The following is a 25,527-nucleotide window of genomic DNA, read 5'->3' as shown; positions in this document are numbered from 1 at the left end:
ACTACCGTATTGGACGTATTGGTTAGCGTTCCTTAGCTTCGGCGTACGTGACCACCACCGCTCGTGTGAAGGTCGCCGTCACGGCGGCCGGCTTCACCTCGTTCGCGCTGCTCTACGCGCCGCAGGCCGTGCTGCCGCAGCTGGCGCAGCAGTACCACCTCGACCCGGGTGGCGCGTCGCTGGCGGTGAGCGTGGCGACGGGTGCGCTGGCGATCTCCGTGCTCCCCATCGCGGCGCTGTCGGAAGTGGTCGGGCGCCGGGCGGTGATCCTGACGTCGGTCATCGTGTCGGCCGTGCTGGGGCTCCTGCTGCCGTTGATCCCCTCGTACTCCCTGATGCTGGTGCTGCGCGCGATCCAGGGCGTCGCGATCGCGGGCTTCCCGGGCGTGGCCACCGCCTACCTGGTCGAACGGCTCGGCAAGGTCGGCGTCGCGGCCGCGGTGGGGGCGATGATCGCCGGCAACTCCATCGGCGGCATGACCGGCCGGCTCGCGACGGGCTTCACCGCCGGTCCGTTCGGCTGGCGGGGCGCCCTGTACGTGGTCGCCGGGATCTCGCTGGTCTGCGCGATCGTCACGGTCGTCACCCTGCCGCCGAGCCACCGGGCGGCGGAGGAACCGCGACAGCACGTGCGCGACGTCTGCGTCGGCGTGCTCCACGCCGTGCGCAAGCCCGTGTTGCTCGCCCAGTACGCGGTCGCACTGCTGGCCATGGGCTCGTTCGTCGCGCTCTACAACGCCGCGGGCTTCCGGCTCACCGGGGAGCTGCACCTGTCCGAAGCCCTCGCGTCGCTGGTGTTCCTCGCCTACGCGCTGGGCTCCGTCTCCTCGGCGCTGGCCAGCCGCCTGTGCGCCCGCGTCGGCCGCCGGAGGGCGATCCTCGGCGCGCTGCTGGCCATGGCCGTCGGGGGAGCGCTGACGATCCCGGACTCCGTGCTCCTGTTCGCCCTGGGTTTCGTGCTCCTGACCTGTTCGTTCTTCGCCACCCACGCCATCGCGAACAGCTGGGCCGCCGCCGAGGCGCCCGAGAACGCGCGCGGTCAGACCGGCGGTCTCTACACGCTGCTCTACTACCTCGGCAGCAGCATCGGCGGCGCCGTCGGCGCGGTCATCTACGGCACGGCGGGCTGGGCCTGGCTGATCGTCGCCGTGGCGGTGTGGCTCACGCTCGCCGCGGTCGCCGTCGGGGCCGGCACCGCGGTCCGGGCGCGCCCGCGCGAGCTGGCGCACTCCTGACCGCGGGGCACGACCACGGGCAAGGCGATCAGCCGACCGCCGCGACCAGCAGCCCGCCGCCCACCGGCAGCAGGGCCGGGACCAGGCGTTCGTCCTCCCGCATGGCCCGCGCGACCTCCCGCAGGGCCAGCGTTTCGGGATCACGGCGCGAGGGGTCGGCGACCCGGCCGCCGGCCAGCACGTTGTGGAAGGCGATGATGCCGCCGCGGCGCAGCAGCGAGACCCCCTTCTCGTAGTAGCTGGGGAACTCGATGCGGGTCGCGTCGATGAACACCAGGTCGTAGCCGCCGGGCGTGAGCCGTGGCAGCACGTCGAGCGCACGGCCGACGATGAGCCGCGTGCGCCCCGGCGGGATGCCGGCCTCGAGGAACGTCTTGCGGGCCGCCCGCTGGTACTCGGGCTCGAGGTCGATCGACGTCAGCACGCCGTCGGGGGCCATCCCGCGCAGCAGGTGCAGCCCGCTCACGCCGACGCCCGTACCGACCTCGACCACGGCCCGCGCGCCCAGCGTCGCGGCGAGGAAACGCAAGGTCGCGCCCGCTCCCGCGGCCAGCGGGTGGCAGCCCAGATCGGCCGCGCGCGCCCGCGCCGCGGCCAGTACTTCGTCGTCGGGAAGGTACCCGTCGACGTACTCCGCGCCGACCGGCTCGGCCGCCGAGGCCGCATGCGTCCCGGAACTCACGCGCGAAGGTTAGCGTTGGGTGTCGACAAAACCGCGAAGGCTCCCTGGTAAGCCCGCCGAAATAACTTCTCAGCCTGTTCTCAGACGCGTCTCACCAGAACCATAAGGAGGCCGGACAGACTTGGGTCTCGAGCGCACGGGAACACCGTGCTCCCGAGTAGCGTTGGCCGAAGCAGAAGAGGAGACACGCTGATGGAGGTGCCTGCTCCCCTGATGCAGAACGCCGACACGACCGAGCCGGAGCCGGTCACCGTGGACTCGGGCGAAGCGGCTTGGACGCCGCCGTCCTGGGACGAGGTCGTGCGCGAGCACGCCGACCGCGTCTACCGGCTGGCCTACCGCCTGACCGGTAACACCCACGACGCCGAGGACCTCACGCAGGAGACGTTCATCCGCGTCTTCCGCTCGCTCGCGTCGTACAAGCCGGGCACCTTCGAGGGCTGGCTGCACCGCATCACCACGAACCTGTTCCTCGACATGGCGCGCCGCCGTTCGCGCGTGCGCATGGAAGGGCTGCCGGAGGACACCGACCGCATCGTCGGCGACGACCCGAGCCCCGAGCAGGTCTACAGCGACACCCACCTCGACCCCGACCTGCAGGCGGCGCTCGACGAGCTGCCGCCGGAGTTCCGGGCCGCCGTGGTTCTGTGCGACGTCGAAGGCTTGTCCTACGAGGAGATCGGCGCGACGCTCGGTGTCAAGCTCGGCACCGTCCGCAGCCGCATCCACCGCGGCCGCCAGGCCTTGCGGGCTTCGCTCGAGCGGCGCCGGGCGCTGCGCGACGAGACTGCGAAGGTGTCGGTATGACCGCTGCGCGAGGTTGGGGCCTTTCCGAGTCGCACTTGTTGCCGGATGTCGTGGTCGCACTCGTCGACGGCGAGCTTTCGCCGGGCGCGCACGACCGCGCGACGGCGCACCTGGCCCGCTGCGGGATGTGCGCGGCCGAGGTGTCCGCCCAGCGGCAAGCCGTCGAGGCCGTCCGCCACGCGGGCGCGCCGTCGATGTCCGACGGTTTCCTGGCCAGCCTGCGCTCGATCCCGGACCACACCGACCTGCCGGGCGCCCCGGACAACCTGGCCGTGACGGCCGACGGCCAGCTCGTCGCCATCCAGCGCCCGGACCGCGTGGCCGGCCTGCGCGAGGCGGGAGTGCTCGGAGGTCCGCCGCCGTTGGGATCGTCCACGCCGCTCGGGCACTCGCCCCACGTGCTCGGCGGCGGCCGCTTCACCCTCACCCGTAAGCGCGCGGCCCAGGGCGCCGGCGTGGTCGTGTCCGGGCTGGTGCTGAGCGCGCTGGCCCTGGTCGGCACGTCGGCCGACAACGGCGAGGGCGCCGGCGACTCCGGCAACGTCCCGCAGCCCAACGCGAACCTGCTGCCCGCGCAGATGGCCGTGCCGCGATCGGAGCCGACCGTGTCCACGTCGCCCACCGAGCCGACGAGGCCGGCCGTCACGCCGGTCGACGACGAGCGCCTGTCGCCGGCACCGGCCCGCTGAGCCACCGCACCACGGCGCGAGAGGGAGGCCGTGGTGCGGTTCGGTTGACGCCCGAACGCGGTGGGCAACAGCCATTTCACCGTCGTCTGGGCACACTCGGACGTCGAGGCTTGGGTATCGTCACGCCCAGCCACCTGATCTCAGCCCCGGGGAATGATGACCGAGCAGCCGAACGCGAACTCCGCACAGCCCCCCGCCGCGGGCGACGACCGGCTGGGTCCCCGGCCGCTCGACCGCCCGGCGGTGGATCCGGCGCAGGAAGCGGTGTTCGGCCGGCCGAGCGGCGTCGAGGGCGCGTTCGACAAGCTCTACACCCCGGCACCCAACGGCAGCCGCAACCTCGAACTCGCGCCGCCGACGCCCGAATCGCTCGCGGAGGCCTTCCGCCGTCCGCCGGGTGCCGAGGACGTCGTGCTGGAGCGGCCGCGCGAAGCGACCGGTGAGCCGCCCCCGCGCGAGGATCCCCTGTGGACGGACCCGCGCGACCCGTGGCGCGACCCCACCGCCGGCGCGGTGCTGGCCGGCCCGGCCGTGGCGGCCGAGGACGAGGACAAGCCGGGTGACCGGCCGTCGGGCGCACTGCTGAGCCTGCCGGAGGTCCTGTTCGGCCGTCGCGTGAAGCCGCGGGCACTGGCGCTGCTCGGCGTCGTCGCGCTGCTCGTGGGCGCGGTCGGCGGGCTCGTGGGCTGGTGGATCGCCGACACCGGTTCGGCGCTCACCGGCAGCGCCACGATCTCCGAAGCCGAAGCGGCGAAGGAGCGCCCACCGGGCTCGATCGCGGACATCGCGCGGCGCGTGTCACCCGCGGTCGTGTCGCTGGAGGTGTTCAAGCCGGGCGCGGACTCCGGTGAGCAGGGCTCCGGCGTGATGATCGACCCGCAGGGCTACATCCTCACCAACGAGCACGTGGTCACGACCGCCGTCGCCGACCCGACCGTGAAGGTCACCGCGATCTTCAACGACGGCACGCGAACCGAGGCCAAGATCGTCGGCTCCGACCAGAAGACCGACCTCGCCGTGGTGAAGGTCAACGTGACCAACCCCGTGGTGATGCAGATCGGCAAGTCGTCGGACCTGCAGGTGGGCGACGCCGTGATCGCCGTCGGTTCGCCGCTGGCGCTGCAGAACTCCGTGACGTCGGGCATCGTCAGCGCCCTCAACCGGCCCATCACCGCCGGCGGCGACAGCGGCCAGCCGCCCGTGACGTACGCGGCCATCCAGACCGACGCCGCGATCAACCACGGCAACTCCGGCGGCGCGCTCGTCGACTCCACGGGTGCCTTGGTGGGCATCAACTCGTCCATCCGCTCGTCGAGCGCCGACGGGGGCAGCATCGGCATCGGCTTCGCCATCCCGAGCGACTACGCGATGAAGATCGCGAAGGCGCTGATCAAAGACGGCAAGGTGGCCCACGCCGACATCGGCATCAACGCCTCCACCACTGTCGCGGGCTCGACCACGATGGGCGCGCAGGTGAAGAACGTCGAACCAGGAGGTCCCGCCGCCGCGGCCGGGATCAAGGAGGGCGACGTGATCACGAAGGTCGGCGACCAACTCGTGCGCGATTCCGCGGAGCTGACCGTGGCCGTGCGCAACCACAACGTCGGTGAAGTCGTGCCCGTGCAGCTCGCCCGCGACGGCGCGTTGCTCGTGGTCGACGTGACCCTCGGCGCCGACTGACGGCACCGGCCTTCCCGAGGCGGCCACAAGGAGGCGCACACCAACTGGAGGCCAGCGTTGCGCTAACGGTTTCCGCCGTGACTGTGGCCGGTGGGGGAACGAATGGCGCAGGAGCCCCGCTTCCGCGTTCGGGCCTGCCGGGACACGGGGCGGCCCGGGTAGTCTGACCGGGGAAGCACGAGCGGAGGTCCACGGGTGTTCGACAGTATCGGCTGGGGCGAGATCCTCGTGCTCATCGTCGCCGGTCTCTTCATCCTCGGTCCGGAACGGCTTCCGGAAGCGGCGTCGTGGCTTGCGAAGAGCGTGCGCAAGGTCCGGGAGTTCGCCAACGGCGCCCGGGACCAGCTGCGCGAGGAGATGGGTCCGGAGTTCGACCAGCTCCGCAAGCCACTGGAGGACCTTCGTGGACTGCGCAACTTCGACCCCAAGCGCGTGGTGACCCAGCACCTGTTCGACGGCGACTCGGATCCGTTGGGGCTCAACGGGTTCTCGTCGAACGGTTCGAACGGGACGAACGGCTCCAACGGATCCAACGGCGTCAAGCCGCAAAGTGTGACGCCCCAGGCCGATCCGCTGAAGCCGGGCGAGCGCCCGCCGGTGGACCCGGACGCCACCTGAGCCGGTTCCGTCCGCTTGTTGCCCGTCCGGGTGTGACGTGCACCGGCGGTTGGCCCGGGAGGCGCGTGCCGAGTTGCACCGCGGTGGCCCGGCGAGTTTGCTGTGGCGGGCCCGTGGTGTGTACGAGTGATCTTGCTGGGTAACCTCGGGCAAACCGCCCATAACGACCCAGGAGGTCTCTCATGTCACGCCGTGCGGGTGCGCTGGCCGGAACGATCGCCGCGGCGGCGCTGTTCGCCGCCGGCTGCACCGCCGACGACGAGCCGAGCACCGCGCCTCCGGCCACGTTCACCTCGGTGCCCGCGCCCGTGACGATCGGCGGTCCGTCGGTGCTGCCGTCTTCGAGCGCCCCGCCGGCCGGTGACCAGGCCAACGTCAAGCGCGGCGCCCAGACCGGTGAGGCCGACGTCGACGTCCTCGTGACGGTCGACTACAGCGCCGGCAAGGTCACCCCGCCCGCCGGTGTCGTCGACGTCCAGGTCGGTGACCGCGTCAAGGTCCGCGTCACGTCGGACAAACAGGAGACCATCGACGTCCAGGACATGGCCAACGCCTCCTCCGACGTCGGCCCGGGCGCCCCCCAGGACGTCGCCTGGACGGTCGCGAAGGCCGGTGACACCAAGGTCACGCTGGGCACCGCCGGCACGCTCCTGGTGACGGTGCACGCCGCGTAGGGACCTCGTGAAACGGGCCGGGCGGGGAGTTCCCGCCCGGCCCGGGTCGCGTCCGGGTCAGCGACCGGCGGGGCTGACGTTCAGCATCATGCCCGCCAGGCCGCGGGCGCGGACCGTGAGCTTCTGCGCCGCTTCCTTGAGCACCTTCGACGCCGGGGCCTCCGGCTCGGCCAGGACGAGCGGGGTGCCTTCGTCGCCCTGTTCCCGCAGCCGCGGGTCGAGCGGCACCTGGCCCAGCAGGGGAACGGCAGAGCCCACGGACTTCGACAGCGAGTCGGCCACGGTCTGGCCGCCGCCGGAGCCGAAGATCTCCATGCGCTCGCCCGAAGGCGTCTCGAGCCACGACATGTTCTCGATGACGCCGGCCACGCGCTGGCGCGTCTGCAGCGCGATGGCGCCAGCGCGCTCGGCCACCTCGGCGGCGGCCTGCTGCGGCGTGGTGACCACGAGGATCTCCGCGTTCGGGACCAGCTGCGCCACCGAGATGGCGATGTCGCCGGTGCCCGGCGGCAGGTCCAGCAGCAGGATGTCCAGGTCGCCCCAGAACACGTCGGCGAGGAACTGCTGCAGCGCGCGGTGCAGCATCGGGCCGCGCCAGACGACCGGGGCGTTGCCCGGCGTGAACATGCCGATGGAGATCACCTTCACGCCGTGGGCCTGCGGCGGCATGATCATCGTCTCGACCTTGGTCGGCTTCTCGCGCGCGCCCAGCATGCGCGGGATCGAGTGCCCGTAGATGTCCGCGTCGACGACCCCCACCGACAGACCGCGTTCGGCCATCGCCACGGCCAGGTTCACCGTCACCGACGACTTGCCGACCCCGCCCTTGCCCGACGCCACGCAGTACACGCGCGTCATGGACCCGGGCTGCGCGAACGGGATCACCGGCTCGGCCGCGTCGCCGCGCAGCGACTTGCGCAGCTCGGTGCGCTGCTCGTCGCTCATCACGTCGAGCTCGACCCGCACGTCGGCGACACCGGGGAGCTTCTTCACGGCCTTCGTGGTGTCCTCGGTCAGCGTCGCCTTGAGCGGACAGCCCGCGACCGTGAGGTAGATGCCGACGGTGACCACCGCGTCTTCACCGACCGCGACGTCCTTCACCATGCCGAGGTCGGTGATCGGCTTTTTGATCTCGGGGTCGTACACGTCCTTCAGCGCTGTGCGGACGTCCTCGACGCTGGGGAGCTGCTGTGTACTCGTCACGCATCCCATGTTACGTACCGGTGGGCACGTCCGATTTCGCCGCCTGCTTCACCTTGCGCGCCTTGCCGCTTCCGGCCAGGTCCTCGCGCAGCCGGTCGAGCTCGCTGCGCAAGTAGTCGCGCGTCGCGACCTCGCCGATCGCGAGCCGCAGCGCCGCCAGTTCGCGCGCCAGGTACTCGGTGTCCGCCTTGGTCTGCGCGGCCCGCGTGCGGTCCTCTTCCAGCGAGACGCGGTCGCGGTCGTCCTGGCGATTCTGCGCGAGCAGGATCAGCGGCGCCGCGTACGCGGCCTGCGTCGAGAAGGCCAGGTTGAGCAGGATGAACGGGTACGGGTCCCAGCGCAGCGTCGTCGCCGCGAGGTTCAGCGCGATCCAGACGATGACGATCAGCGTCTGCCAGAACAGGTACTTCCCAGTGCCCAGGAAGCGCGCGACGCGCTCGGTGAAGCGGCCGAAGGTGTCCGGGTCGATGTTCAGCCGGAACCGGTTCTGGCCGCGCGGCTGGTCGAGCCGGCGACCGCTGGTGAGCTCAGGCACGTCCGGCCTCCTCGGGGTGGACGTCGGCGCCGTCGGCCACGTCGTGCAGGCCGGTCTCGCGCCAGTCGTCGGGCAGCAGGTGGTCGAGGACGTCGTCGACGGTGACGGCGCCCAGCAGGTGCTCCCCGGCGTCGACCACGGGGCCGCACGCCAGGTTGTACGCGGCGAAGTAGCGCGTGACCTCCGCCAGCGACGCTGCGGGGCGCAGTGCAGTGAGGTCGGTGTCCACGACGCCGCCGATCAGCTCGGCGGGCGGCTCGCGCAGCAGGCGCTGGAAGTGCACGACGCCCACGAACCGGCCGGTCGGCGTCGCCGTCGGCGGCCGGCAGACGAACACCATGCTCGCGAGCGCGGCGGGCAGGTCGGCGTTGCGGATGTGCGCGAGGGCCTCGGCCACGGTCGCGTCGGGTGTCAGGACCACCGGTTCCGGTGTCATCAGGCCGCCCGCGGTGTCCGACGAGTACGCGAGCAGCCGCCTGACCGGAGCTGACTCCTCGGGCTCCATCAGGGCCAGCAGCCGGTGCTGGTCGGCGGGCGCGAGCTCGGCCAGCAGGTCGGCGGCGTCGTCGGGGTTCATCGCCTCGAGGATGTCGGCCGCGCGCTCCTCCGACAGGTACGCGAGCAGCTCCTTCTGGTCGTCGTCGGGCAGTTCTTCGAGCACGTCGGCGAGGCGCTCGTCGTCCATCGCGTCGGCCACCTCGTGGCGGCGCTTGAGCGGCAGGTCGCGCACGGTGGCCGCGATGTCGACGGCGCGCATCGTGTCGAACAGCATCAGCAGCCTGCCCGCGCCTTGGGGTTCCCGCCCGGCGAGGTCGGTGAGGCCGAGCCCGGCCACCTCGTCCCACGGCAGCACCTGCATGGGCGTGCGCCGGCGGCCGAGGGCCAGGCGCGTGGAGCGCTCGCGGATGGCGAGCTTCGCCAGCACCCAGTCGCGGGTGCGGGTGAGCTCCATGGCGGCGTCGACGACCGTCACGCGCTTGTCGGTGCCCATGAGCGTCGCGTGCGCGTCGAGCAACTGCCCGCACACGAGGACCTCGTTCGGACGCTGCGTGAAGTGACGCATGTTGACCGAACCGGTGGCGAGCGTCACGGCCGTGGGTTCGATGGAGGTGACGCGCAGCATGGGGACGAACACGCGCCGCCGCGTCGCGAGCTCGACCACGAGGCCGAGGATGCGGGGCGCCTGCGCGTCGAGCCGCAAGCCCGCGACCACGTCGCGGACCTTGCCGATCGACTCGCCGTCGGGCCCGAACACCGGCAGGCCCGCCAGCCGAGCCACGAAAACCCTGTTCACGCCAGCCATGGGGCTGACACTATCGGCTGGCGGGCCTCGGCGCCCGTGCCGCGGATCCGTGTCTTGCCAGCGTTCTCTCAGTCAGGATGCCACGGCCCAGGCGACCAAAGCGGGCAGAGCCTCGCGGGCGGGCTGTTCGTCGCCGAGCTCGGCGTAGCCGGCGAGATCCGCTTCGAACCACAACCGGTTCTGCACGGCGCGCACGAGCGTCCACGCCCGCGCGCGGTCCGCGTCGAATCCGGCGGCCGCGAGCTTGTCCTCCACTGTGGACTCACCGAACCGGTTCCACAGCAAGGAGAACACGCCGTACTCGAGGTCGCCGGCGAGGGGTTTCGGGTCGATCACGAGCCACGGTTCACGCCGGCCGGCGAGCACGTTTTCGTAGTGCAGGTCTTCGTTCACGAGCAGTCCCCCGGCGCCCGGGCCGAGGTCGCGGCAGACCTCCAGCGCCGCGTCGAGTTCCCGGCGCGGGAACGGGCCGCCGAGGTCGTGCCAGCTCTTCGGCAGCGCCTCCAGCAGCCGTTCGGCTTCACCCGGCAGCGTGCGCGACAACTGCGGGGGAGCGGGCACCGCCAGCCTCCGGGCGAGGTCGCTCATGACGCCGACAGCCTCGAGCACCGGCTCGCCCGGCAGCGTCCGCGTGTGGTCCAGGCGCTCCAGCAGCAGCACGCCCTCGTCCGGTGCCGACTCCAGCAGCAGCACCGCCCCGCGACCGGCCCATGTGGACAGTGCGAGTGGCTCGTCGCGCGTTTCCTCGTCCTGCCAGCCGAGTTTGAGCACAGCCGGGGTGCCGTCGGCTCGGCGCACGGGCTGCGCGACGCCGACGAGCCCGTGCCACGCCGGGCCTTCGAGCGTGAGGTCCCACTCGTGCGCGAACCGGTCGGCGAGGCCGGGCACCGCCGCCAGCCACGGCAGGCATTCCGGGCCGAGCACCCGGGGCGCGCGAGTGGCGAACGGCTCGGGCACGACGAGTCTGGCCATGATCCCCATCGTGGCAGGCCCGTCGAGCGCATTTCGCCTGGCGCGAGGCGCGCGTACAGTGAATAACCAGGGGTTTTCGATCCTGGGAGCGGCCATGATCGCGGAAATTCTGAGTGCTGTGGTCATCGTGGGCGGGGTCTGGCTCGCGTCGGGCGTGCGCGTCGTGAAGCAGTTCGAACGAGGTCTGGTGTTCCGCTTCGGCCGGGTGCGGCCCGAGGTGCGCGGACCGGGGCTGACGCTGCTGGTGCCCGGAGCCGACCGCATGCACAAGGTGAACATGCAGATCGTCACCATGCCGGTGCCGGGTCAGGACGGCATCACGCGGGACAACGTGACGGTGCGGGTCGACGCGGTCGTCTACTTCAACGTGGTCGACCCGGTGCGGGCGGCGATCAACGTGCAGGACTACCGCGCGGCCGTCGGGCAGGTGGCGCAGACGTCGTTGCGGTCCATCATCGGCAAGAGCGACCTCGACGACCTGCTGTCGAACCGGGAACGGCTCAACCAGGGCCTCGAGATCATGATCGACAGCCCCGCGATCGACTGGGGCATCCACATCGACCGCGTCGAGATCAAGGACGTGGCACTGCCGGAGTCGATGAAGCGCTCGATGTCGCGCCAGGCCGAAGCCGAGCGCGAGCGCCGCGCCCGCGTGATCTCGGCCGACGGTGAGCTGCAGGCGTCGAACAAGCTCGCGCAGGCCGCGGCGGCGATGAGCGACCACCCGGGTGCGTTGCAGCTGCGCCTGCTGGAGACGGTGGTGCAGGTGTCGGCGGAGAAGAACTCGACGCTGGTGCTGCCGTTCCCGGTCGAGCTGCTGCGGTTCCTCGACGCGAACACGAAGCGGGCCGAGCGGTCCGCTGACGAACCAGCCGACGAGCCGGCGTCCGACTTGCCTTCCGAGTCACTGGTCGAGGGGCCGCCGGCGCCGTTGCTGGGCGAACCCGGGGGCAACGGCCACGCCGGTCCGCCGCAGCCGCGCCGGGAAGGGGACGCGCTCGCCGAGTGAGCCGTCGCGAATGCAATCGGAGCGTTCTCCGGTTGCCGGTTACCGGGGTTCCGGGGCTCCTTGGTGACGGGCGGGACGCGCGGACGCGGTGCGCAACCGCGAGCGCATCCTGGCCGTGGCCGTGGCGGCGTTCACGGAATCGCCCGGGGCGTAGCTGAACTCGATCGCCAAACGTGCGGGCGTCGGCGCGGGCACGCTGTATCGGCACTTCCCGAACCGCGACGCGCTGGTTCTGGAGGTCTACCGCTACGAGGTGCGGCAGGTCGCGGCCGCCGCTGAGCGCCTGCTCGCGTCGCGGCCGCCGCTCGCCGCGCTGCGCGAGTGGCTGGACAACCTCGCCCACCACGGCATGACGAAGGCCGGCCTGGGCGAAGCGCTGTACACGGCGACCACGACCCATGAGGGGCTCGCCGCGGAGACCCACGAGCCGGTGATCGGCGCGTTGCGCCTGCTGCTGGAGGCGAACGAAGCGGCCGGAACCGTCCGCCCCGGCCTCGACCCCGACGACGTCCTGCTCATCACCGAGTTCCTCTGGCGCATCGACCCGACGTCCGACTGGCGCACGCGCGCGTCCCGCATGCTCGACCTGCTCGTCGAGGGGCTGCGCGTGGGCGCTGATCAGCTGATCAGTTGTCGAGGTAGCCGTTGACCCCGAGGACGACGATCGTCACGAAGAACCCGACGTACAGCGCGACGATCACGTACCCGATCACCACGGCCGACAGCGCGATGCCGCGGCCGCCCGCCTCGCCGCGGTTGGCCTTGGCCAGCGCGATGTGCCCCATGACGATGCCGGGGATCGCGATCAGGCACGTCAGCAGGCCCAGGAGCGAGCAGACCAGCGCGCCGATGGCCAGGCCGCTCGCCTGCTGGTTGGGCCCGTAGGCGGCGTAGGGCCGGCCGTAGGGGGCCTGCGGGTACGGCTGGCCGTACGGCATCGGCGCGGGGACTCCGGGGACTCCGGGGACTCCGGGGATTCCGGGGGTGCCGGAAGCCGCCGGAACACCCAGCACACCGGGGGCACCGGGGTACGAGGCGGTCGGGCCCGGGTACGGCTGCCCCGGGTAGGCCGGCGGCTGGTACGCGCTCGCCGCGAACTCACCGGACGGCTGGCTGCCGGGCGCGGCGAAACCGCCGGGCGCGGCGAAACCGCCGGAGTCCGGGGACGCGCCGGGCGCGGCGAAGCCGGGGGAGCCGCCGGGTGCGGCGAATCCGCCGCCCGCCGCAGTGGTGTGACCACCCGGCCCGGCCTGGTCGCCTGACCCGCCGGTGGTGCTGATCGAGCCCGGCTCGGTCGCCGCCTCGGGCGAGCTGAAGGCCGTCGCGTCGGTCAGCAGCGGGTCGTAGGGCGTGGGGTCGGCCGTGGCCGGGGGCTCGTCGGCCGTGGGTTCGGCGGTGGCGGGCGGTTCGTAGCCCGCCGTGCCGCCGGTGCTGTCGGCAGGCCGGTCCTGCGGCCCGGACGGGTTGGTCATGGGATTCCCCCTCGGTTCTGGCGGTTGTGCACCGCGCGCCTGCTCAGTCGAACGCGCCGAGGCGGGCGAGTTCGTGGACCACGAGCGGGATCGTGATACCCCACACCACCAGTGCGAGGTACCCGATCACGAACCCGGCGATCGCCACCGCACCGCCCGTCGCACGGCCGTGGCGCGAACGGTGGTAGGCGATGTGGCCCATCACGATCCCGGCGATCGCGGCGGGCGCGCACACGATCAGGCCCGCGATCGAGCACACCAGCGAGCCGATCGCGAGGCCCGCGCCGGGCGGCGGTCCTTGCGGCGGGTACGGCTGGTGCTCGAACGACGGGTGCTCGTAACCCTCGCTCATCACGCTCCTTCCCCACCACGGGTTGTCCGGATCCGCACTTTAACGGGGGAAACGCGGCGCATTCGTGAGCACCCTCATAGGCGCGCACCCGCTCAGCCGTGAATACTCCCCGGTAACACCCGCGGAAGGGAGCTCCGATGGCCCGCCTCGCCCAGACCGCCGGCTTGACCGACGTACAGTCCGAGATCCTGTCGACGGTGCGTTCTTTCGTGGACCGGGAGATCATCCCGCACGCGCAGGCACTGGAGCACGCGGACACTTACCCGGCGGAGATCGTCGAGGGGATGAAGGAGCTGGGCCTGTTCGGGCTCACCATTCCCGAGGAGTACGGCGGGCTGGGCGAGTCGCTGCTGACGTACGCGCTGGTGGTGGAGGAGATCGCCCGCGGGTGGATGAGCGTGTCGGGGGTGATCAACACGCACTTCATCGTGGCGCACATGATCGCCCGGCACGGCACACCCGAGCAGAAGCAGCACTTCCTGCCGCGAATGGCCACGGGGGAGGTGCGGGGCGCGTTTTCGATGTCGGAACCGGATCTGGGCTCGGACGTCGCCGCGATCAAGACCCGCGCCCGCCGCGACGGCGACGGCTACGTGATCGATGGCGCGAAGATGTGGCTCACGAACGGCGGCACGTCGAACCTGATCGCGCTCCTGGTCAAGACCGATGAAGGCGCGGAGAAGGCGCATCGGAACCTGACGACGTTCCTCGTGGAGAAGCCGGAGGGCTACGGCGAGGTGCTGCCCGGCCTGACGATCCCGGCGAAGCTGGAGAAGATGGGGTACAAGGGCGTCGACACCACGGAGGCGGTGTTCGACGGGTTCCGGATCGGCGCCGGCACGGTCCTCGGTGGCACCCCCGGCGCGGGGTTCGCGTACATGATGGACGGTGTCGAGGTCGGGCGGGTGAACGTGGCGGCGCGGGCGTGCGGCATCGCGATCCGCGCTTTCGAGCTGGCGATCGAGTACGCGCAGCAGCGCCGGACGTTCGGCAAGCCGATCGCCGAGCACCAGGCGATCGCGTTCAAGCTGGCGGAGATGGCGACCAAGGTCGAGGCGGCGCACCTGATGATGGTCAACGCGGCCCGGCTCAAGGATTCCGGAACCCGCAACGACGTCGGGGCGGGCATGGCGAAGCTGCTCGCGTCGGAGTACTGCGCGGAGGTCACGCAGGACGCGTTCCGCATCCACGGTGGTTACGGCTACTCGAAGGAGTTCGAGATCGAGCGGCTGATGCGGGAGGCGCCGTTCCTGCTGATCGGGGAGGGCACGAGCGAGATCCAGAAGACGATCATCAGCCGCGGGCTCCTGCGCGAATACAAGGCGAAGTCCTGAGTGGTCGCATTCACGTGGGTGCGTCCGGGAGCCACTCGTACTCTGGACGGGTGAGCGAGCTTTCCGACGCCGAGCTGACGCGCGCCGCGCAGTCCGGCGACGGCACAGCGCTCGGCGTGCTGCTCGCGCGCCACGAAGCGGGGATGCGCGCCGTGGCGCTGGCGATCCTCGGCTACCAGCCCGACGCCGACGACGCCGTGCAGGACGCGGCCGTCGTGGCGGTGCGGCGGATCAGCGACATCCGCGACCCAGAGGCGGTCGGCGCGTGGCTGAAGATGGTGGTGCGCAACGCGTGCCGGGCCCGTCTCCGGTCCACACGCGACATTCCCGTGGCCGACGGCTGGGACCTCACCGCGTCGGCGCTCGCGACACCCGAGCAGCTCCTGGACGACCACGCCTTGCGCGATTGGGTGTGGCAGGCAATCGACCTCCTGTCGCCGTCCGTGCGGCTCGTGGTGCTGCTGCGGCACTTCTCGCTGGGCGTCACGTCGTACGAGGCGATCGCGCGGGCGTGCGGGATCCCGGTGGGCACCGTGCGCAGCCGGCTCAGCCAGGGCCGCGCCCAGCTCGCCGAGGCCCTGCGCGCCACGGCCGCCTCGGCCCACGCGGACGCCGGGGCGCTCACCGCCGCCAGCCGGCTCGACGCGCTCGACACCCTGGCGTCGGCCGAACGCGGCGACTTCGCGAAGGTTCTCGCCGACCGGTGGTCCGACGACGTGGTGCTGACCGCGTCGGGCGTGACGGGCGCCGGCCACGACTTCCTGCTGCGCGGCATGGAGGGCGACCTGGCGGCGGGGGTGCGCCAGCGGCCCGTGCACGTGCTGGCCGGCCGCGACGTCGTCGTGTGGGAAATGGACCTGATCAACCCGGCCGACGACCCGGCGCACTGCCCGCCCGGCGTCGCGTGGTTGATGACGCGCGACCAGGGGCGCGTGACAGAACTGCGGCTGCACCACGCGCCTGTGGCCACCGTCACGGCAGGCCCGGCGAACTAACCGCGGCCGGTGCGCATCGTGCGGGTGTTCTCATGCCTTCCCCCGAGAGGAACCACCCGTGATCCTGACCCCCGGCACCCACACCGTCGAACTCGACGGCGTCGTGCAGCGCTATCACGTCCACGGCACCGGCCCGGTGTGCGTGGCCCACTCCGGCGGCCCCGGCATCCTGTGGGACTACCTGCGGATGCCGGCCGTCGAGGAGCACCTCACGGTCGTGTACGTCGAGCCCATCGGCACCGGCGGCTCCAGCCGGCTCGCGACGCACCCGGACGGCTACACGCGCGACCGGTACGTGCGGGCCGTGCTCGCGCTGCTCGACCACCTCGGGCTCGAGAAGCCGCTGTTCCTCGGCCACTCGCACGGTGGGTTCGTGGCGCAGCGCCTCGCACTGACCCACCCCGGCCGCATCTCCGGCATCGTGCTCTACGACAGCGCTCCGGTCGTCGGCCCGGAGCACGGCGCCGAGCTCGCGCGGCAGCTGCAGGAGTACGTCCGCCGCTGCGAAGGCGACCCCGGGCTGCCTGCCGTGCTCGCGGCCTTCGAATCCCTCGGCTCGCTTCGTCGGATGAGGACGTCACCAGTGCCGTCCGGGGCATCCTGCCCGCGTACTTCGCGGACTTCCGCGGCCGCGTCGCCGAGTTCGGCCCGCTCCAGCACCAGGTCCGCGGCGTCTACATCTCGGGCAACGCCGCCTCCGGCGTCCCGGAACTCTTCGACGACCGCCCGGTGCTGGCCACCATCTCCGTGCCGGCCCTCGTCCTCGTCGGCCGCTACGACGTCATCTGCGGTGTCCACTGGGTCGAGGCCCTGCACGACGGCATCGCCGGCTCGCGGCTGGTGATCTTCGAGCGCAGCGGCCACTTCGGCCACTTGGAGGAACCGGCGGCCTTCGCCGGCGCCGTCGTGGAGTTCGCGAAGGGACTGGACGTCTGACCGACCGGCGGCCTGGCCGCGCCCGCCACCGGCAGTGAACAGCATTCACCAGTACGCGGTTCGCACGGTTCGCCGGTTCTTGACAAGATGGACCCCTCGGACCGGACGAGTGTGCAGGTGATGATGGTGAGCAGTCCTTTTGGTGGCGGGCGCCCGGCGGGGCCGCCGCGGCTGCCGACGCCGCCCACGGGCTGGCCGATCGGGTCGTACGGCACCTACGAAGAGGCGCAGCGGGCCGTGGACTTCCTCGCGGAGAATGCCTTCGCGGTCACCGACGTGACGATCGTGGGCGTCGATCTGATGCTCGTGGAGCGCGTGATCGGCAGGCTCACGTGGAGCCGCGTCCTGGGCGCCGGTGCGATGTCCGGGGCGTGGTTCGGGTTGTTCGCCGGGCTGTTGCTGGGACTGTTCGTGAACCAGGGCTTCGCGCTGCAACTGCTCACCGGGCTCGTGCTGGGTGTCCTTTCGGGTTTGCTGTTCTCCGCGATCGGGTACCGCATGTCCCGTGGCCGGCGCGACTTCTCGTCCGCGAGCCAGCTGGTGGCGGGCCGCTACGACGTGCTGTGCCAACCGCGCACGGCCGAGCAGGGCCGTGAACTCCTTTCGAAACTCGCGTTGAAGCCGCCGCCCGCCACGGCCTGACCGGCGGGGGTCCCTTGTCGGCCGAATTGCGGTCGCGCGCGCCCCGAATTCGTGCCAGTTCACCCGAATGGCAGCACCCCTTCACCCCGTTTATTCCGGCGTTTCGCGCTGCACGGGCCTTAATCGTTACCGATAATGCTTGCGGGGTGTGATCGCCCGGCATAGGTTGTCCGACACCAGTCGGGCGGACGCGTCCTGCGGCGCGCCCGGCCGAGCACTGGCACGTCGAGGTGCTGGCGCGAACTCGCCTCATCGCGCCGTGATGCCTGGGGGCCTCACGGTACCGGCGTGCACGCGGGTGAGGAGGCTTTTGTTCGATGGGGAAGAAGAGGCTACGGGGTCGCTCGCCCGCCCGGACGGGCGCGCTGCTGGCGGCGGGATTGGTGACCACGGGTCTGCTCGCCGCGTGCGGCACGGACTCCGGGATGAAGATCAACGTCTACTACGCGCCCGAGGACAATTTCCAGACCGTTGTCGACAACTGCAACAAAGCGGCGAACGGGCGCTACGAAATCGTCTACAACAAACTCCAGCGCGGTGCCGACGATCAGCGAATCCAGATGGCGCGCCGCCTCGCCGCGGGCGACACCTCGATGGACGTCCTCGGGCTCGACGTGACGTGGGTGCCGGAGTTCGCCGAGGCCGGCTGGGCCGAGGAGTGGACCGGGCAGAACAAGGCCGCGGCCTCGGCCGGCGTGCTGCAGGGCCCGCTCGAGACGGCCACCTACAACGGGAAGCTTTACGCCGCACCGAAGAACACCAACGTGCAGCTGCTCTGGTACGACGATCGCATCACCCCGAACCCGCCGAAGACGTGGGATGAGATGATGCAGATGTCGCAGCAGCTCAAACAGCAGAAGAAGCCCTACGCCATCGTGTTCACCGGCGCCCAGTACGAAGGCCTGGTCGTCTTCTACAACACGCTGGTCGAATCGCTCGGCGGCCACATCCTCTCCGACGACGGCAAGTCCGTGGTGATGGACGCCGGCGCGGTGCAGGCGCTGCACCTGCTCAAGCAGGTCACGTCGGCGGGCATCACCGACCCGTCGCTGACCAACCAGAAGGAGGACGACGTCCGCCAGGCGTTCCAGCGTGGTGCCGCCGCGTTCCAGCTGAACTGGCCGTTCGTCTACGCCTCCTACGCCGAGGAGAAGCCGCAGGACCTGTCGCACTTCAAGTGGGCGGTCTACCCGGAGGCCAAGGCGGGGATGCCCGCGAAGACCACCATCGGCGGTTACGACCTCGCGGTGAGCACGTACTCGCAGCACAAGCCCGAGGCCTTCGAAGCGGCGTTGTGCTTGCGCAGCGCGGAAAACCAGAAGTTCTCGGCCATCAACGACGGCGTGCCGCCGACCATCGAGTCGGTGTACCACGACGACGTGCCGCTCGACCCGTCGAAGCCGGCGTCGAACGACAACCCGAACATGGCCATCAAGTACCCGATGCGCGACACCATCCTCGACGCGCTGAAGACCGCCGCCGTGCGGCCGCTTTCGCCGGCGTACCAGAACGCGTCCACGGTGATCTCCAAGGTCCTGTCGCCGCCGTCGGAGATCGACCCGCAGCAGACCGCGCAAACGCTGCGGGACCAGCTCAATGACGCGCTCCAGTCGAAGGGAGTGATCCCGTGACCGTGCAGAACCCCTCGGCCGAAACCGAAACCGGCGCACCGGCCGCCCACGAGGTCGTGAGCCACCGCAAGCCCAAGCCCGCGCTGAGCGAGGGGAAGAAGGCCGAACGGCGGCTGGGGCTGTGGTTGTGCGCCCCGGCGTTCATCGTGATGATCGCGGTGACCGGGTACCCGATCGTCTACTCGATCTGGCTCTCGTTGCAGCGCTACGACCTGAGGTTCCCGGCGCAGCACCAGTTCATCGGCTTCGCCAACTACGCGGCCGTGCTCACGAACTCCTACTGGTGGACGGCGTTCGGCACCACGCTGTTCCTGACCGTGGTGTCGGTGGCGATCGAATTCGTGCTCGGCATGGCGCTCGCGCTGCTCATGCACCGCACGCTCGTGGGCCGCGGGCTCGTGCGCACCGTGGCGCTGATCCCGTACGGCATCGTCACGGTCGTCGCGGCGTTCTCGTGGTACTTCGCGTGGACGCCGGACACCGGGTACCTCGCCAACGCGCTGGCGTCCGGCGCGGCTCCGCTCACGGAGCAGTGGCCGTCGCTGTTCATCATCATCCTCGCCGAGGTGTGGAAGACCACGCCGTTCATGGCGCTGCTGCTGATGGCCGGACTCGCGCTCGTGCCGGAAGACCTGCTGAAGGCCGCGGCGATGGACGGGGCTTCGGCGTGGCAGCGCTTCACCAAGGTGATGCTGCCGGTGATGAAGCCCGCGATCCTCGTCGCGCTGCTGTTCCGCACGCTCGACGCGTTCCGCATCTTCGACAACATCTACGTGCTCACGGGCGGCGCGCAGGACACCGGATCGGTGTCCATGATGACCTACGACAACCTCGTGAAGGGCCTGAACCTCGGGATCGGGTCGACCATGGCCGTGCTGATCTTCATCACGGTGGCGATCATCGCGTTCATCTTCATCAAGGTGTTCGGCACCGCCGCACCGGGGAGCGACGACGGGGGTAAACGCTGATGGCTACCGCAACGGCCACCACCGGCCGCAAGGTCACGTGGGGCGTGCTCGACATCCTGGTGATCGCATTCGCGCTCATCCCGGTGCTGTGGATCCTCTCGCTGTCGTTCAAGACGAAGGACACGCTCACCGACGGCAGCCTCTGGCCCCAGCAGTGGACGCTCAAGAACTACGCCGACATCTTCCAGACCTCGGAATTCCTGCGGGCGCTGGTGAACTCGATCGGCATCTCGGTGATCTCCACGGTGATCGCGGTGGTGCTCGGCACGATGGCGGCCTACGCCGTCGCGCGCCTGGACTTCCCCGGCAAGCGGCTGCTGGTGGGGCTCTCGCTGCTGATCGCGATGTTCCCGCAGGTCTCGCTCGTCACGCCGCTGTTCAACATCGAACGCAACCTGGGCCTGTTCGACACGTGGCCGGGCCTGATCCTGCCCTACATCACGTTCGCGCTGCCGCTGTCGATCTACACGCTCTCGGCCTTCTTCCGGGAAATCCCGTGGGAGCTCGAAAAAGCGGCCAAGATGGACGGCGCGACGCCGGCGCAGGCGTTTCGCAAGGTGATCGCGCCGCTGGCCGCACCGGGCGTGTTCACCACGGCGATCCTGGTGTTCATCCTGTGCTGGAACGACTTCCTGTTCGCCATCTCGCTGACGTCCACCACGGCGTCGCGCACGGTGCCGGCGGCGCTGTCGTTCTTCACGGGGTCCTCGCAGTTCGAGGACCCGACGGGGCAGGTGAGTGCGGCCGCGGTCGTGATCACCATCCCCATCATCATCTTCGTGTTGTTCTTCCAGCGTCGCATCGTGGCGGGGCTGACGTCCGGTGCGGTGAAGGGCTGAGCCATGGCTGAAATCGTCCTCGACAAGGTTTCCAAGCGTTACCCCGACGGCGCGCTCGCGGTGTCCGAAGTGGACATCACGATCGCCGACGGTGAGTTCATCATCCTCGTCGGCCCGTCGGGCTGCGGGAAGTCGACCACGCTCAACATGGTCGCCGGCTTGGAGGACATCTCCTCCGGTGAGCTGCGCATCGACGGGCAGCGCGTGAACGAGAAGTCGCCGAAGGACCGGGACATCGCGATGGTGTTCCAGTCCTACGCGCTGTACCCGCACATGAGCGTGCGGGAGAACATGGCGTTCCCGTTGCGGCTGGCGAAGGTCGACGACGCGACGGTGAAGGCGAAGGTGGAGGAGGCGGCGCAGATCCTCGACCTCACCGCGCACCTCGACCGCAAGCCTTCGAACCTCTCCGGCGGGCAGCGGCAGCGCGTGGCGATGGGGCGCGCGATCGTGCGCAACCCCAAGGCGTTCCTCATGGACGAACCGCTGTCCAACTTGGACGCGAAGCTGCGCGGCCAGATGCGCACGTCGGTGTCGAAGATCCAGAAGCAGCTGGGCACGACCACGCTGTACGTGACCCACGACCAGACCGAGGCCATGACGCTGGGCGACCGCGTGGTGGTGCTGCGGGCCGGGTACGTGCAGCAGATCGGCTCGCCGCAGTTCCTCTACGACAATCCGGCGAACCTGTTCGTGGCCGGGTTCATCGGCTCGCCGTCGATGAACTTCATCCCGGCGACGCTGGAGAACGGCGAGCTGCGCAGCGCGCTGGGCACCACGCCGCTCACCGACCGGATCCGGCGGATGGCCGAGGCCGCGAACGCGCCGCGCGAGGTGATCCTGGGTATCCGCCCGGAGCACTTCGAGGACGCCGCACTCGTCGAGCAGGCCCAGCGCGGGTCGGGCTCGACGTTCACCGCGCACATCGACGTGCTCGAGTCGATGGGCTCGGAGAAGTTCGCGCACTTCACGGTGGAAGGCGAGGTGGCCACGTCGACCGAGCTCGCCGAATTGGCCGCGGACAGCGGTTCCGCCGACGTGCCGGGTGCCGAATCGCTGATCGTGGCCCGCCTCTCGGCCGAGTCGCGGGCGCAGGAGAACGCGGACCTCGAGCTGTGGTTCGACGCCGACAAGCTCAAGCTGTTCGACCCGTCGAACGGGCGGAACCTGACCTACAGCGAATAGCGCAGGTTCACGGAGGCCCCTGCTCGCTCACGGCGGGCGGGGACCTTCGCTGTCGTCAGGGAATCTTCGCGAACACCAGTGCCGCCACCTGCTGGGCGGCCGGGCACGCGGCGGCGCCGCTCGAGCCCGTGGTGTCCACGACGCTCACCACGGCCTGCTCACCGCGCCCCGGGGTCGACGGCGATGGCTGCGTGGTGGTGATGCGGCAGAACGCGCCGTCGGTGGCCTGCCGCGCAGTGCGGCCGCCGAGGGTTTCCGTCGCCCCGGTGGGGGCCTGCTTCTGCACGGCGAAGTCGATGCTCACCGTGCCCCGGATGCACGAGTGCCCGGACAACCCGGCCGTCGGCTGGGTGCCCGCGCCGCTGATCGCGTCGAGGTCGTGGGTGCCCAGCAGCGCGCACGGGTCCACGCGGCCCCACGAGCGGTCGGGGAACTCGTGGTGCTTCACCCGTCCGCCGCTCACGGCGGCCAGGACCCCGCCGACGACCGCATCGGCATCGCTGCACCGATCCCCGTTCGCGCCGGCGCCTTCGCCGTCGGACACCGACACCGAGAGCCGGATGCCGTCGGCGAACGTCACCGCGCGCGAGCACGTCTTGTCGGGCGTGAAGCCGGCCTGCTGCACGGAGACGCCGTCGGGCACGGGACCGGAGTACTGGTACGGCTTGACGTTCGGGTCGGCGTCGGCCGCGAGCGGGCCCACCGCGACCGTGTGCGAGCGCCCGCCGCGCAGGAAGTCGGTGCGGCAGTCGGTGAACGACGAGTCGGGGTCGTCGGCCGTCGCGCCCCGCAGGCGCGAGACGTCCAGCAGGCTGCAGTAGTCCAGCGTCGTGAAGTCGCCGAGCGCCGAGGACGCCGTCATCGGCGAGGGCGCCGCCGGCGCGGCCGCCGGTGCCGGGTCAGTGGAACAGCCCGCGAGCACCAGGGCGAGTGCGGCGAAGAGGGGACCGAGTGGGGAAGGCACGGGGTGCAGTATCACCACGAATCGCGCGAAAAATCAGCCCTGACAGGGAAATCCCACACCGGGTGTGCTCGTTGGCGCAGGTCAGCTCACCGAACCCCGAGGCGGATCCCGCGCGTGGCGTCCGCTGCCCGGCTTCGGCTCTTGATCCCTTAGGGGGTCGAATCGTCCCACCGCGCGATGCGGCAGGCCCGGCGCTGGTGGTGCCATGGAGCCACGCACCCAACGGGAGGGGAAAGACGATGACCGCACCAGTCGCCCAGAGACTCAGCCGGCCTCGCCACGACCGCATGATCGGCGGCGTGTGCGCCGGTCTGGCCCGCCGCTTCGGCACGACGCCGGGGAAGGTGCGCCTGCTGGCGCTCCTGTCCTGCCTCCTGCCGGGCCCGCAGTTCGTGGCCTACCTGATCCTCTGGGCCATCATCCCCAGCGAGTGATCGGCACCGGCTTCGCCGAAGGGCTCCTCGGTCGCCGAGGGGCCCTTCACGTGTTTTCGGTGCGGTGCTTCGGTTGCCGCCACGCGCACATGGCCTGGTCGATCTCGTCCTGGTCCAGGCCGGGCCGCGGCAGGTCCGACGAACGGCCCGGGTGGGCGCGCAGGCCGTCGAGCAGCAGGGGGAGGTAACGGCGCCACAGGTCGGGCTCGACGACGTGCGTGTACTCGATCACCGAGCCGATCATCTGGTGCAGCAGCGGCAGATCGGTGGGCACGACGTCGGGGCGCAGCTGACCGGAGGCCTGGGCCCGTTCGACGACCTGCGTGATGAGCGGCACCATCCGGGCCTTCACCTCGGCAACGTGCTCGTGCCCGAACGCCTTGGACAGCATGATCTCCCGCAGCCCGCGGTCCGCGGAGTGCAGCTCGACCGTGCGCCACACGAACTGCGTGAAGCCGTCCCACGGGTCGTCGGCCTTGAGCGCTTCCTCGGCGAGGTCGGCGACGTCGGCGAGCTGCTCGGCGAACAAGGCCTCGACCAGGTGTTCCTTGCTCGGGAAGCGCCGGTAGACCGTGCCGACGCCGAGGCCGGCGTGGTGGGCGACGTCGTCGAGCGTCGCCTCGAGGCCGCGGCGGCCGAAGACGGCGCGGGCCGATTCGAGGATGCGCCGGCGGTTGAGCTCGGCGTCGCGCCGCAGCGGCCGCGCCGGTGCGGCGGAAGCAGCGTCCCGTGTCATGACGCCCAGGTTACCAAAAGAAGTCGAGGCACCATCTCCGTTTCTTGTGTGCGGTGGTTCGCGGAATGGGAGGGACCTACTCCACATAGTGCTCCGACCGCCGACCGTGAGGGACATCCATGCCCGACTCCACGGCCACGCTCCTGCGTCCTGGGGAAGACGCACCGAGCCACGCCGCCAATCCGCACCACTTCAGACGCTGGGCCATCCTCGTGATGATCGGGCTCGCGCAGCTGATGCTGTGCTCGACGCCACCATCGTGAACATCGCGCTGCAATCGGCGCAGGCCGACCTCGGCGTCTCCGACGACGCGCGCCAGTGGGTCGTCACCGCTTACGCGCTCGCGTTCGGCAGCCTGCTGCTGCTCGGCGGACGGCTCGCGGACCTGTTCGGCCGCAAGAACGCGTTCCTCGTCGGTCTCGCGGGTTTCGCCGCCGTGTCCACCGTCGGCGGCGCGGCGAGCAGCATCGAGATGTTGCTGATCGCCCGTGCGGCACAAGGCATCTTCGGCGCGCTGCTCGCGCCTGCCGCGCTTTCGCTGCTGACCACGACGTTCACCGAGCCGAAGGAACGCGGCCGCGCGTTCGGCGTGTTCGGTGCCATCGGCGGTGGCGGTGCCGCGATCGGCCTGCTGCTGGGCGGGGTGCTTACCGAATACCTCGACTGACGCTGGTGCACGTACGTGAACATCGTGTTCGCGGTCATCGCCTTCGTCGGTCGCGCTTTGTTGCTGCGCCGCCAGGAGGCGAACGGCCCGCGCCGGAAACTCGACCTGCCCGGCACGATCACCGCGTCGGCCGGTCTGTTCGCACTGGTCTACGGCTTTTCCAACGCCGAACACAACTCGTGGAGATCGGTGACGGTGTGGGGTTTCCTCGGCGGCGGGGTGGTGCTGCTCGTGGCGTTCACCGTGCTGCAGCAGCGCGTACGGCATCCGCTTCGCGATGTTCCTGCTCGCGATCAGGATGTTCTCGATCTTCCTGTTCCTCAGGTTCTACGTGCAGCAGAACCTGGAGTTCACACCGATCCAGAGCGGGTTCGGCTTCCTGCCGATGGTCGCCACGCTGCTGGCCGCCGCGACCACCGCGACGAGCGTGGTGCTGCCGCGCTTCGGTCCGAAACCCCTCGTGCCGACCGGCATGCTGATCGCCGCCGCCGGTCTGTGGTGGCTCAGCGCGATCGACCTCGGCAGCACGTACGCCGACGGTGTGCTCGGCCCGCTCATGGTGATGGGCGTGGGCATCGGCCGGTCGATGGCGCCCGCGATGAGCGTCGCGACGTTCGGCGTCCAGCTGCACGAGGCCGGTGTCGCGTCGGCGACGGTGAACACCATGCAGCAGGTCGGCGGGTCCATCGGCACCGCGCTGCTGAGCACACTGGCCGGCAACGCCGCGACGTCGTTCCTGGCCGGCCGCGCGCCGACGCCGCAGCTCGCCGCGCAGGCCGCCGTGCACAGCTGCACCACCGCGTTCGCGTGGGCCGCGGCGATCTTCGCGGCCGGCGCGGCGATCAGCGGCCTGCTGCTGCGCCCGGGCGCGCCGCGGGGCGAAGCCGTGGTGCCGGCGGTGCACGTCTAGCCACCTGACCGGGGTGTACGGTCCCTTCCCGGCGCGGCCGGGGAGGGACTGCCTT

General features: G+C 70.7%; 27 protein-coding genes and 2 pseudogenes. 20 read left to right on the top strand and 9 right to left on the bottom strand.

Annotated features, from left to right (window positions below; all coding sequences use genetic code 11):
- Nucleotides 1-47: 47 nt before the first annotated feature.
- Nucleotides 48-1,235, top strand: coding sequence for an MFS transporter (locus I6J71_RS38790; RefSeq protein WP_239154161.1), 1,188 nt, complete (start codon nucleotides 48-50; stop codon nucleotides 1,233-1,235).
- Nucleotides 1,236-1,263: 28 nt separating this feature from the next.
- On the opposite strand, the gene I6J71_RS38785 is transcribed toward I6J71_RS38790, so the two are convergent.
- On the bottom strand, nucleotides 1,264-1,917 hold the full coding sequence (locus I6J71_RS38785) for an O-methyltransferase (protein ID WP_204091399.1): 654 nt from the start codon (nucleotides 1,915-1,917) through the stop codon (nucleotides 1,264-1,266).
- A gap of 192 nt (nucleotides 1,918-2,109) precedes the next feature.
- On the opposite strand from I6J71_RS38785, the gene sigE reads away from it, so the two are divergent.
- From sigE to I6J71_RS38760, 5 genes are all read left to right on the top strand, one after another.
- Nucleotides 2,110-2,724 (top strand): RNA polymerase sigma factor SigE, encoded by a 615-nt coding sequence (gene sigE / locus I6J71_RS38780; protein ID WP_204091398.1) that lies wholly within the window; start codon nucleotides 2,110-2,112, stop codon nucleotides 2,722-2,724.
- Nucleotides 2,721-3,413 carry an anti-sigma factor gene (locus I6J71_RS38775; protein WP_239154160.1) on the top strand — a complete coding sequence of 231 codons (693 nt, stop codon included), beginning with the start codon at nucleotides 2,721-2,723 and terminating at the stop codon, nucleotides 3,411-3,413. Before sigE ends, I6J71_RS38775 begins: the two co-directional genes overlap by 4 nt.
- Before the next feature lie 156 nt (nucleotides 3,414-3,569).
- Nucleotides 3,570-5,093 (top strand): S1C family serine protease, encoded by a 1,524-nt coding sequence (locus tag I6J71_RS38770; RefSeq protein WP_204091397.1) that lies wholly within the window; start codon nucleotides 3,570-3,572, stop codon nucleotides 5,091-5,093.
- 195 nt (nucleotides 5,094-5,288) lie between these two features.
- Nucleotides 5,289-5,711: a Sec-independent protein translocase protein TatB gene (gene tatB, locus I6J71_RS38765; RefSeq protein WP_204091396.1), complete on the top strand. Its 423-nt coding sequence runs from the start codon at nucleotides 5,289-5,291 to the stop codon at nucleotides 5,709-5,711.
- A 182-nt stretch (nucleotides 5,712-5,893) separates the two neighbouring features.
- Nucleotides 5,894-6,385, top strand: coding sequence for a hypothetical protein (locus I6J71_RS38760; RefSeq protein WP_204091395.1), 492 nt, complete (start codon nucleotides 5,894-5,896; stop codon nucleotides 6,383-6,385).
- Between the two features lie 57 nt (nucleotides 6,386-6,442).
- Here I6J71_RS38760 and I6J71_RS38755 read toward each other — a convergent pair whose 3' ends face one another.
- The 4 genes from I6J71_RS38755 to I6J71_RS38740 form a co-directional block, all read right to left on the bottom strand.
- On the bottom strand, nucleotides 6,443-7,588 hold the full coding sequence (locus I6J71_RS38755) for an Mrp/NBP35 family ATP-binding protein (RefSeq protein ID WP_204091394.1): 1,146 nt from the start codon (nucleotides 7,586-7,588) through the stop codon (nucleotides 6,443-6,445).
- Nucleotides 7,589-7,598: 10 nt separating this feature from the next.
- The gene (locus tag I6J71_RS38750) at nucleotides 7,599-8,123 is read right to left on the bottom strand and encodes a DUF1003 domain-containing protein (RefSeq protein WP_204091393.1); all 525 of its coding nucleotides are present in this window, start codon (nucleotides 8,121-8,123) and stop codon (nucleotides 7,599-7,601) included.
- Nucleotides 8,116-9,426 (bottom strand): magnesium transporter MgtE N-terminal domain-containing protein, encoded by a 1,311-nt coding sequence (locus I6J71_RS38745; RefSeq protein WP_204091392.1) that lies wholly within the window; start codon nucleotides 9,424-9,426, stop codon nucleotides 8,116-8,118. Before I6J71_RS38745 ends, I6J71_RS38750 begins: the two co-directional genes overlap by 8 nt.
- 72 nt (nucleotides 9,427-9,498) lie before the next feature.
- On the bottom strand, nucleotides 9,499-10,398 hold the full coding sequence (locus I6J71_RS38740; RefSeq protein ID WP_204091391.1) for an aminoglycoside phosphotransferase family protein: 900 nt from the start codon (nucleotides 10,396-10,398) through the stop codon (nucleotides 9,499-9,501).
- 94 nt (nucleotides 10,399-10,492) lie between these two features.
- On the opposite strand from I6J71_RS38740, the gene I6J71_RS38735 reads away from it, so the two are divergent.
- The 3 genes and pseudogenes from I6J71_RS38735 to I6J71_RS38730 all read left to right on the top strand — a co-directional run bounded on the left by I6J71_RS38735 (nucleotide 10,493) and on the right by I6J71_RS38730 (nucleotide 12,056).
- Nucleotides 10,493-11,407: a slipin family protein gene (locus I6J71_RS38735; RefSeq protein WP_204091390.1), complete on the top strand. Its 915-nt coding sequence runs from the start codon at nucleotides 10,493-10,495 to the stop codon at nucleotides 11,405-11,407.
- A gap of 154 nt (nucleotides 11,408-11,561) precedes the next feature.
- Nucleotides 11,562-11,612, top strand: a pseudogene (locus I6J71_RS51405) (hypothetical protein); the annotation flags it as partial.
- Nucleotides 11,613-11,660: 48 nt separating this feature from the next.
- Complete coding sequence (locus tag I6J71_RS38730) at nucleotides 11,661-12,056, top strand: hypothetical protein (RefSeq protein ID WP_239154159.1); 396 nt, start codon at nucleotides 11,661-11,663, stop codon at nucleotides 12,054-12,056.
- Here the strand turns inward: I6J71_RS38730 and I6J71_RS50215 are convergent.
- The gene (locus I6J71_RS50215) at nucleotides 12,034-12,879 is read right to left on the bottom strand and encodes a DUF4190 domain-containing protein (protein ID WP_204091389.1); all 846 of its coding nucleotides are present in this window, start codon (nucleotides 12,877-12,879) and stop codon (nucleotides 12,034-12,036) included. The two genes, I6J71_RS38730 and I6J71_RS50215, sit on opposite strands and share 23 nt — an antisense overlap.
- A gap of 43 nt (nucleotides 12,880-12,922) precedes the next feature.
- On the bottom strand, nucleotides 12,923-13,231 hold the full coding sequence (locus I6J71_RS38720; RefSeq protein ID WP_204091388.1) for a DUF4190 domain-containing protein: 309 nt from the start codon (nucleotides 13,229-13,231) through the stop codon (nucleotides 12,923-12,925).
- 137 nt (nucleotides 13,232-13,368) lie between these two features.
- On the opposite strand from I6J71_RS38720, the gene I6J71_RS38715 reads away from it, so the two are divergent.
- From I6J71_RS38715 to I6J71_RS38675, 9 genes are all read left to right on the top strand, one after another.
- Complete coding sequence (locus I6J71_RS38715) at nucleotides 13,369-14,565, top strand: acyl-CoA dehydrogenase family protein (protein WP_204091387.1); 1,197 nt, start codon at nucleotides 13,369-13,371, stop codon at nucleotides 14,563-14,565.
- 50 nt (nucleotides 14,566-14,615) lie between these two features.
- On the top strand, nucleotides 14,616-15,560 hold the full coding sequence (locus I6J71_RS49400) for an RNA polymerase sigma factor (RefSeq protein ID WP_239154158.1): 945 nt from the start codon (nucleotides 14,616-14,618) through the stop codon (nucleotides 15,558-15,560).
- Nucleotides 15,561-15,618: 58 nt separating this feature from the next.
- On the top strand, nucleotides 15,619-16,404 hold the full coding sequence (locus I6J71_RS38700; RefSeq protein WP_239154157.1) for an alpha/beta fold hydrolase: 786 nt from the start codon (nucleotides 15,619-15,621) through the stop codon (nucleotides 16,402-16,404).
- Nucleotides 16,344-16,496 (top strand): alpha/beta fold hydrolase, encoded by a 153-nt coding sequence (locus I6J71_RS51400; RefSeq protein WP_370542247.1) that lies wholly within the window; start codon nucleotides 16,344-16,346, stop codon nucleotides 16,494-16,496. The genes I6J71_RS38700 and I6J71_RS51400 overlap by 61 nt, the downstream gene beginning before the upstream one ends.
- A gap of 120 nt (nucleotides 16,497-16,616) precedes the next feature.
- On the top strand, nucleotides 16,617-17,138 hold the full coding sequence (locus I6J71_RS38695; protein WP_204097450.1) for a general stress protein: 522 nt from the start codon (nucleotides 16,617-16,619) through the stop codon (nucleotides 17,136-17,138).
- Nucleotides 17,139-17,455: 317 nt separating this feature from the next.
- Nucleotides 17,456-18,769 carry an ABC transporter substrate-binding protein gene (locus tag I6J71_RS38690; RefSeq protein ID WP_204091386.1) on the top strand — a complete coding sequence of 438 codons (1,314 nt, stop codon included), beginning with the start codon at nucleotides 17,456-17,458 and terminating at the stop codon, nucleotides 18,767-18,769.
- 56 nt (nucleotides 18,770-18,825) lie between these two features.
- On the top strand, nucleotides 18,826-19,737 hold the full coding sequence (locus tag I6J71_RS38685; RefSeq protein WP_204097449.1) for a carbohydrate ABC transporter permease: 912 nt from the start codon (nucleotides 18,826-18,828) through the stop codon (nucleotides 19,735-19,737).
- Nucleotides 19,737-20,576 (top strand): carbohydrate ABC transporter permease, encoded by an 840-nt coding sequence (locus tag I6J71_RS38680; RefSeq protein WP_204091385.1) that lies wholly within the window; start codon nucleotides 19,737-19,739, stop codon nucleotides 20,574-20,576. The genes I6J71_RS38685 and I6J71_RS38680 overlap by 1 nt, the downstream gene beginning before the upstream one ends.
- 3 nt (nucleotides 20,577-20,579) lie before the next feature.
- A complete protein-coding gene (locus I6J71_RS38675; protein WP_204091384.1) occupies nucleotides 20,580-21,761 on the top strand; it encodes an ABC transporter ATP-binding protein in 1,182 nt (393 codons plus the stop codon).
- Nucleotides 21,762-21,816: 55 nt separating this feature from the next.
- On the opposite strand, the gene I6J71_RS38670 is transcribed toward I6J71_RS38675, so the two are convergent.
- Nucleotides 21,817-22,725: a hypothetical protein gene (locus I6J71_RS38670; RefSeq protein ID WP_204091383.1), complete on the bottom strand. Its 909-nt coding sequence runs from the start codon at nucleotides 22,723-22,725 to the stop codon at nucleotides 21,817-21,819.
- A gap of 239 nt (nucleotides 22,726-22,964) precedes the next feature.
- On the opposite strand from I6J71_RS38670, the gene I6J71_RS38665 reads away from it, so the two are divergent.
- Entirely contained in the window at nucleotides 22,965-23,159 is a 195-nt protein-coding gene (locus I6J71_RS38665) for a PspC domain-containing protein (protein ID WP_204091382.1), read from the top strand.
- A gap of 46 nt (nucleotides 23,160-23,205) precedes the next feature.
- On the opposite strand, the gene I6J71_RS38660 is transcribed toward I6J71_RS38665, so the two are convergent.
- Nucleotides 23,206-23,895 (bottom strand): TetR/AcrR family transcriptional regulator, encoded by a 690-nt coding sequence (locus I6J71_RS38660; protein WP_204091381.1) that lies wholly within the window; start codon nucleotides 23,893-23,895, stop codon nucleotides 23,206-23,208.
- Nucleotides 23,896-24,014: 119 nt separating this feature from the next.
- Here I6J71_RS38660 and I6J71_RS38655 point away from each other — a divergent pair.
- Nucleotides 24,015-25,472 (top strand): annotated as a pseudogene (locus tag I6J71_RS38655) (MFS transporter).
- Nucleotides 25,473-25,527: the final 55 nt, after the last annotated feature.

The sequence above is a fragment of the Amycolatopsis sp. FDAARGOS 1241 genome (genome assembly GCF_016889705.1).
Classification (GTDB): Bacteria; Actinomycetota; Actinomycetes; order Mycobacteriales; family Pseudonocardiaceae; genus Amycolatopsis.
Note: the sequence above shows the minus strand (reverse complement) of the source record. Positions and strands in the feature narration are given on the sequence as shown.

Excerpts from the sequence above, each read along its gene's own strand:
- I6J71_RS38690 (WP_204091386.1), top strand. The coding sequence starts at position 17,456 with ATGGGGAAGAAGAGGCTACGGGGTCGCTCGCCCGCCCGGACGGGCGCG.
- I6J71_RS38715 (WP_204091387.1), top strand. The coding sequence starts at position 13,369 with ATGGCCCGCCTCGCCCAGACCGCCGGCTTGACCGACGTACAGTCCGAG.
- I6J71_RS38680 (WP_204091385.1), top strand. The coding sequence starts at position 19,737 with ATGGCTACCGCAACGGCCACCACCGGCCGCAAGGTCACGTGGGGCGTG.
- I6J71_RS38695 (WP_204097450.1), top strand. The coding sequence starts at position 16,617 with ATGATGGTGAGCAGTCCTTTTGGTGGCGGGCGCCCGGCGGGGCCGCCG.
- I6J71_RS38745 (WP_204091392.1), bottom strand. The coding sequence starts at position 9,426 with ATGGCTGGCGTGAACAGGGTTTTCGTGGCTCGGCTGGCGGGCCTGCCG.
- I6J71_RS38735 (WP_204091390.1), top strand. The coding sequence starts at position 10,493 with ATGATCGCGGAAATTCTGAGTGCTGTGGTCATCGTGGGCGGGGTCTGG.
- I6J71_RS38675 (WP_204091384.1), top strand. The coding sequence starts at position 20,580 with ATGGCTGAAATCGTCCTCGACAAGGTTTCCAAGCGTTACCCCGACGGC.
- I6J71_RS38720 (WP_204091388.1), bottom strand. The coding sequence starts at position 13,231 with ATGAGCGAGGGTTACGAGCACCCGTCGTTCGAGCACCAGCCGTACCCG.
- I6J71_RS38740 (WP_204091391.1), bottom strand. The coding sequence starts at position 10,398 with ATGGCCAGACTCGTCGTGCCCGAGCCGTTCGCCACTCGCGCGCCCCGG.
- I6J71_RS38760 (WP_204091395.1), top strand. The coding sequence starts at position 5,894 with ATGTCACGCCGTGCGGGTGCGCTGGCCGGAACGATCGCCGCGGCGGCG.
- I6J71_RS38660 (WP_204091381.1), bottom strand. The coding sequence starts at position 23,895 with ATGACACGGGACGCTGCTTCCGCCGCACCGGCGCGGCCGCTGCGGCGC.
- I6J71_RS38665 (WP_204091382.1), top strand. The coding sequence starts at position 22,965 with ATGACCGCACCAGTCGCCCAGAGACTCAGCCGGCCTCGCCACGACCGC.
- sigE (WP_204091398.1), top strand. The coding sequence starts at position 2,110 with ATGGAGGTGCCTGCTCCCCTGATGCAGAACGCCGACACGACCGAGCCG.
- I6J71_RS50215 (WP_204091389.1), bottom strand. The coding sequence starts at position 12,879 with ATGACCAACCCGTCCGGGCCGCAGGACCGGCCTGCCGACAGCACCGGC.
- I6J71_RS38775 (WP_239154160.1), top strand. The coding sequence starts at position 2,721 with ATGACCGCTGCGCGAGGTTGGGGCCTTTCCGAGTCGCACTTGTTGCCG.
- I6J71_RS38770 (WP_204091397.1), top strand. The coding sequence starts at position 3,570 with ATGACCGAGCAGCCGAACGCGAACTCCGCACAGCCCCCCGCCGCGGGC.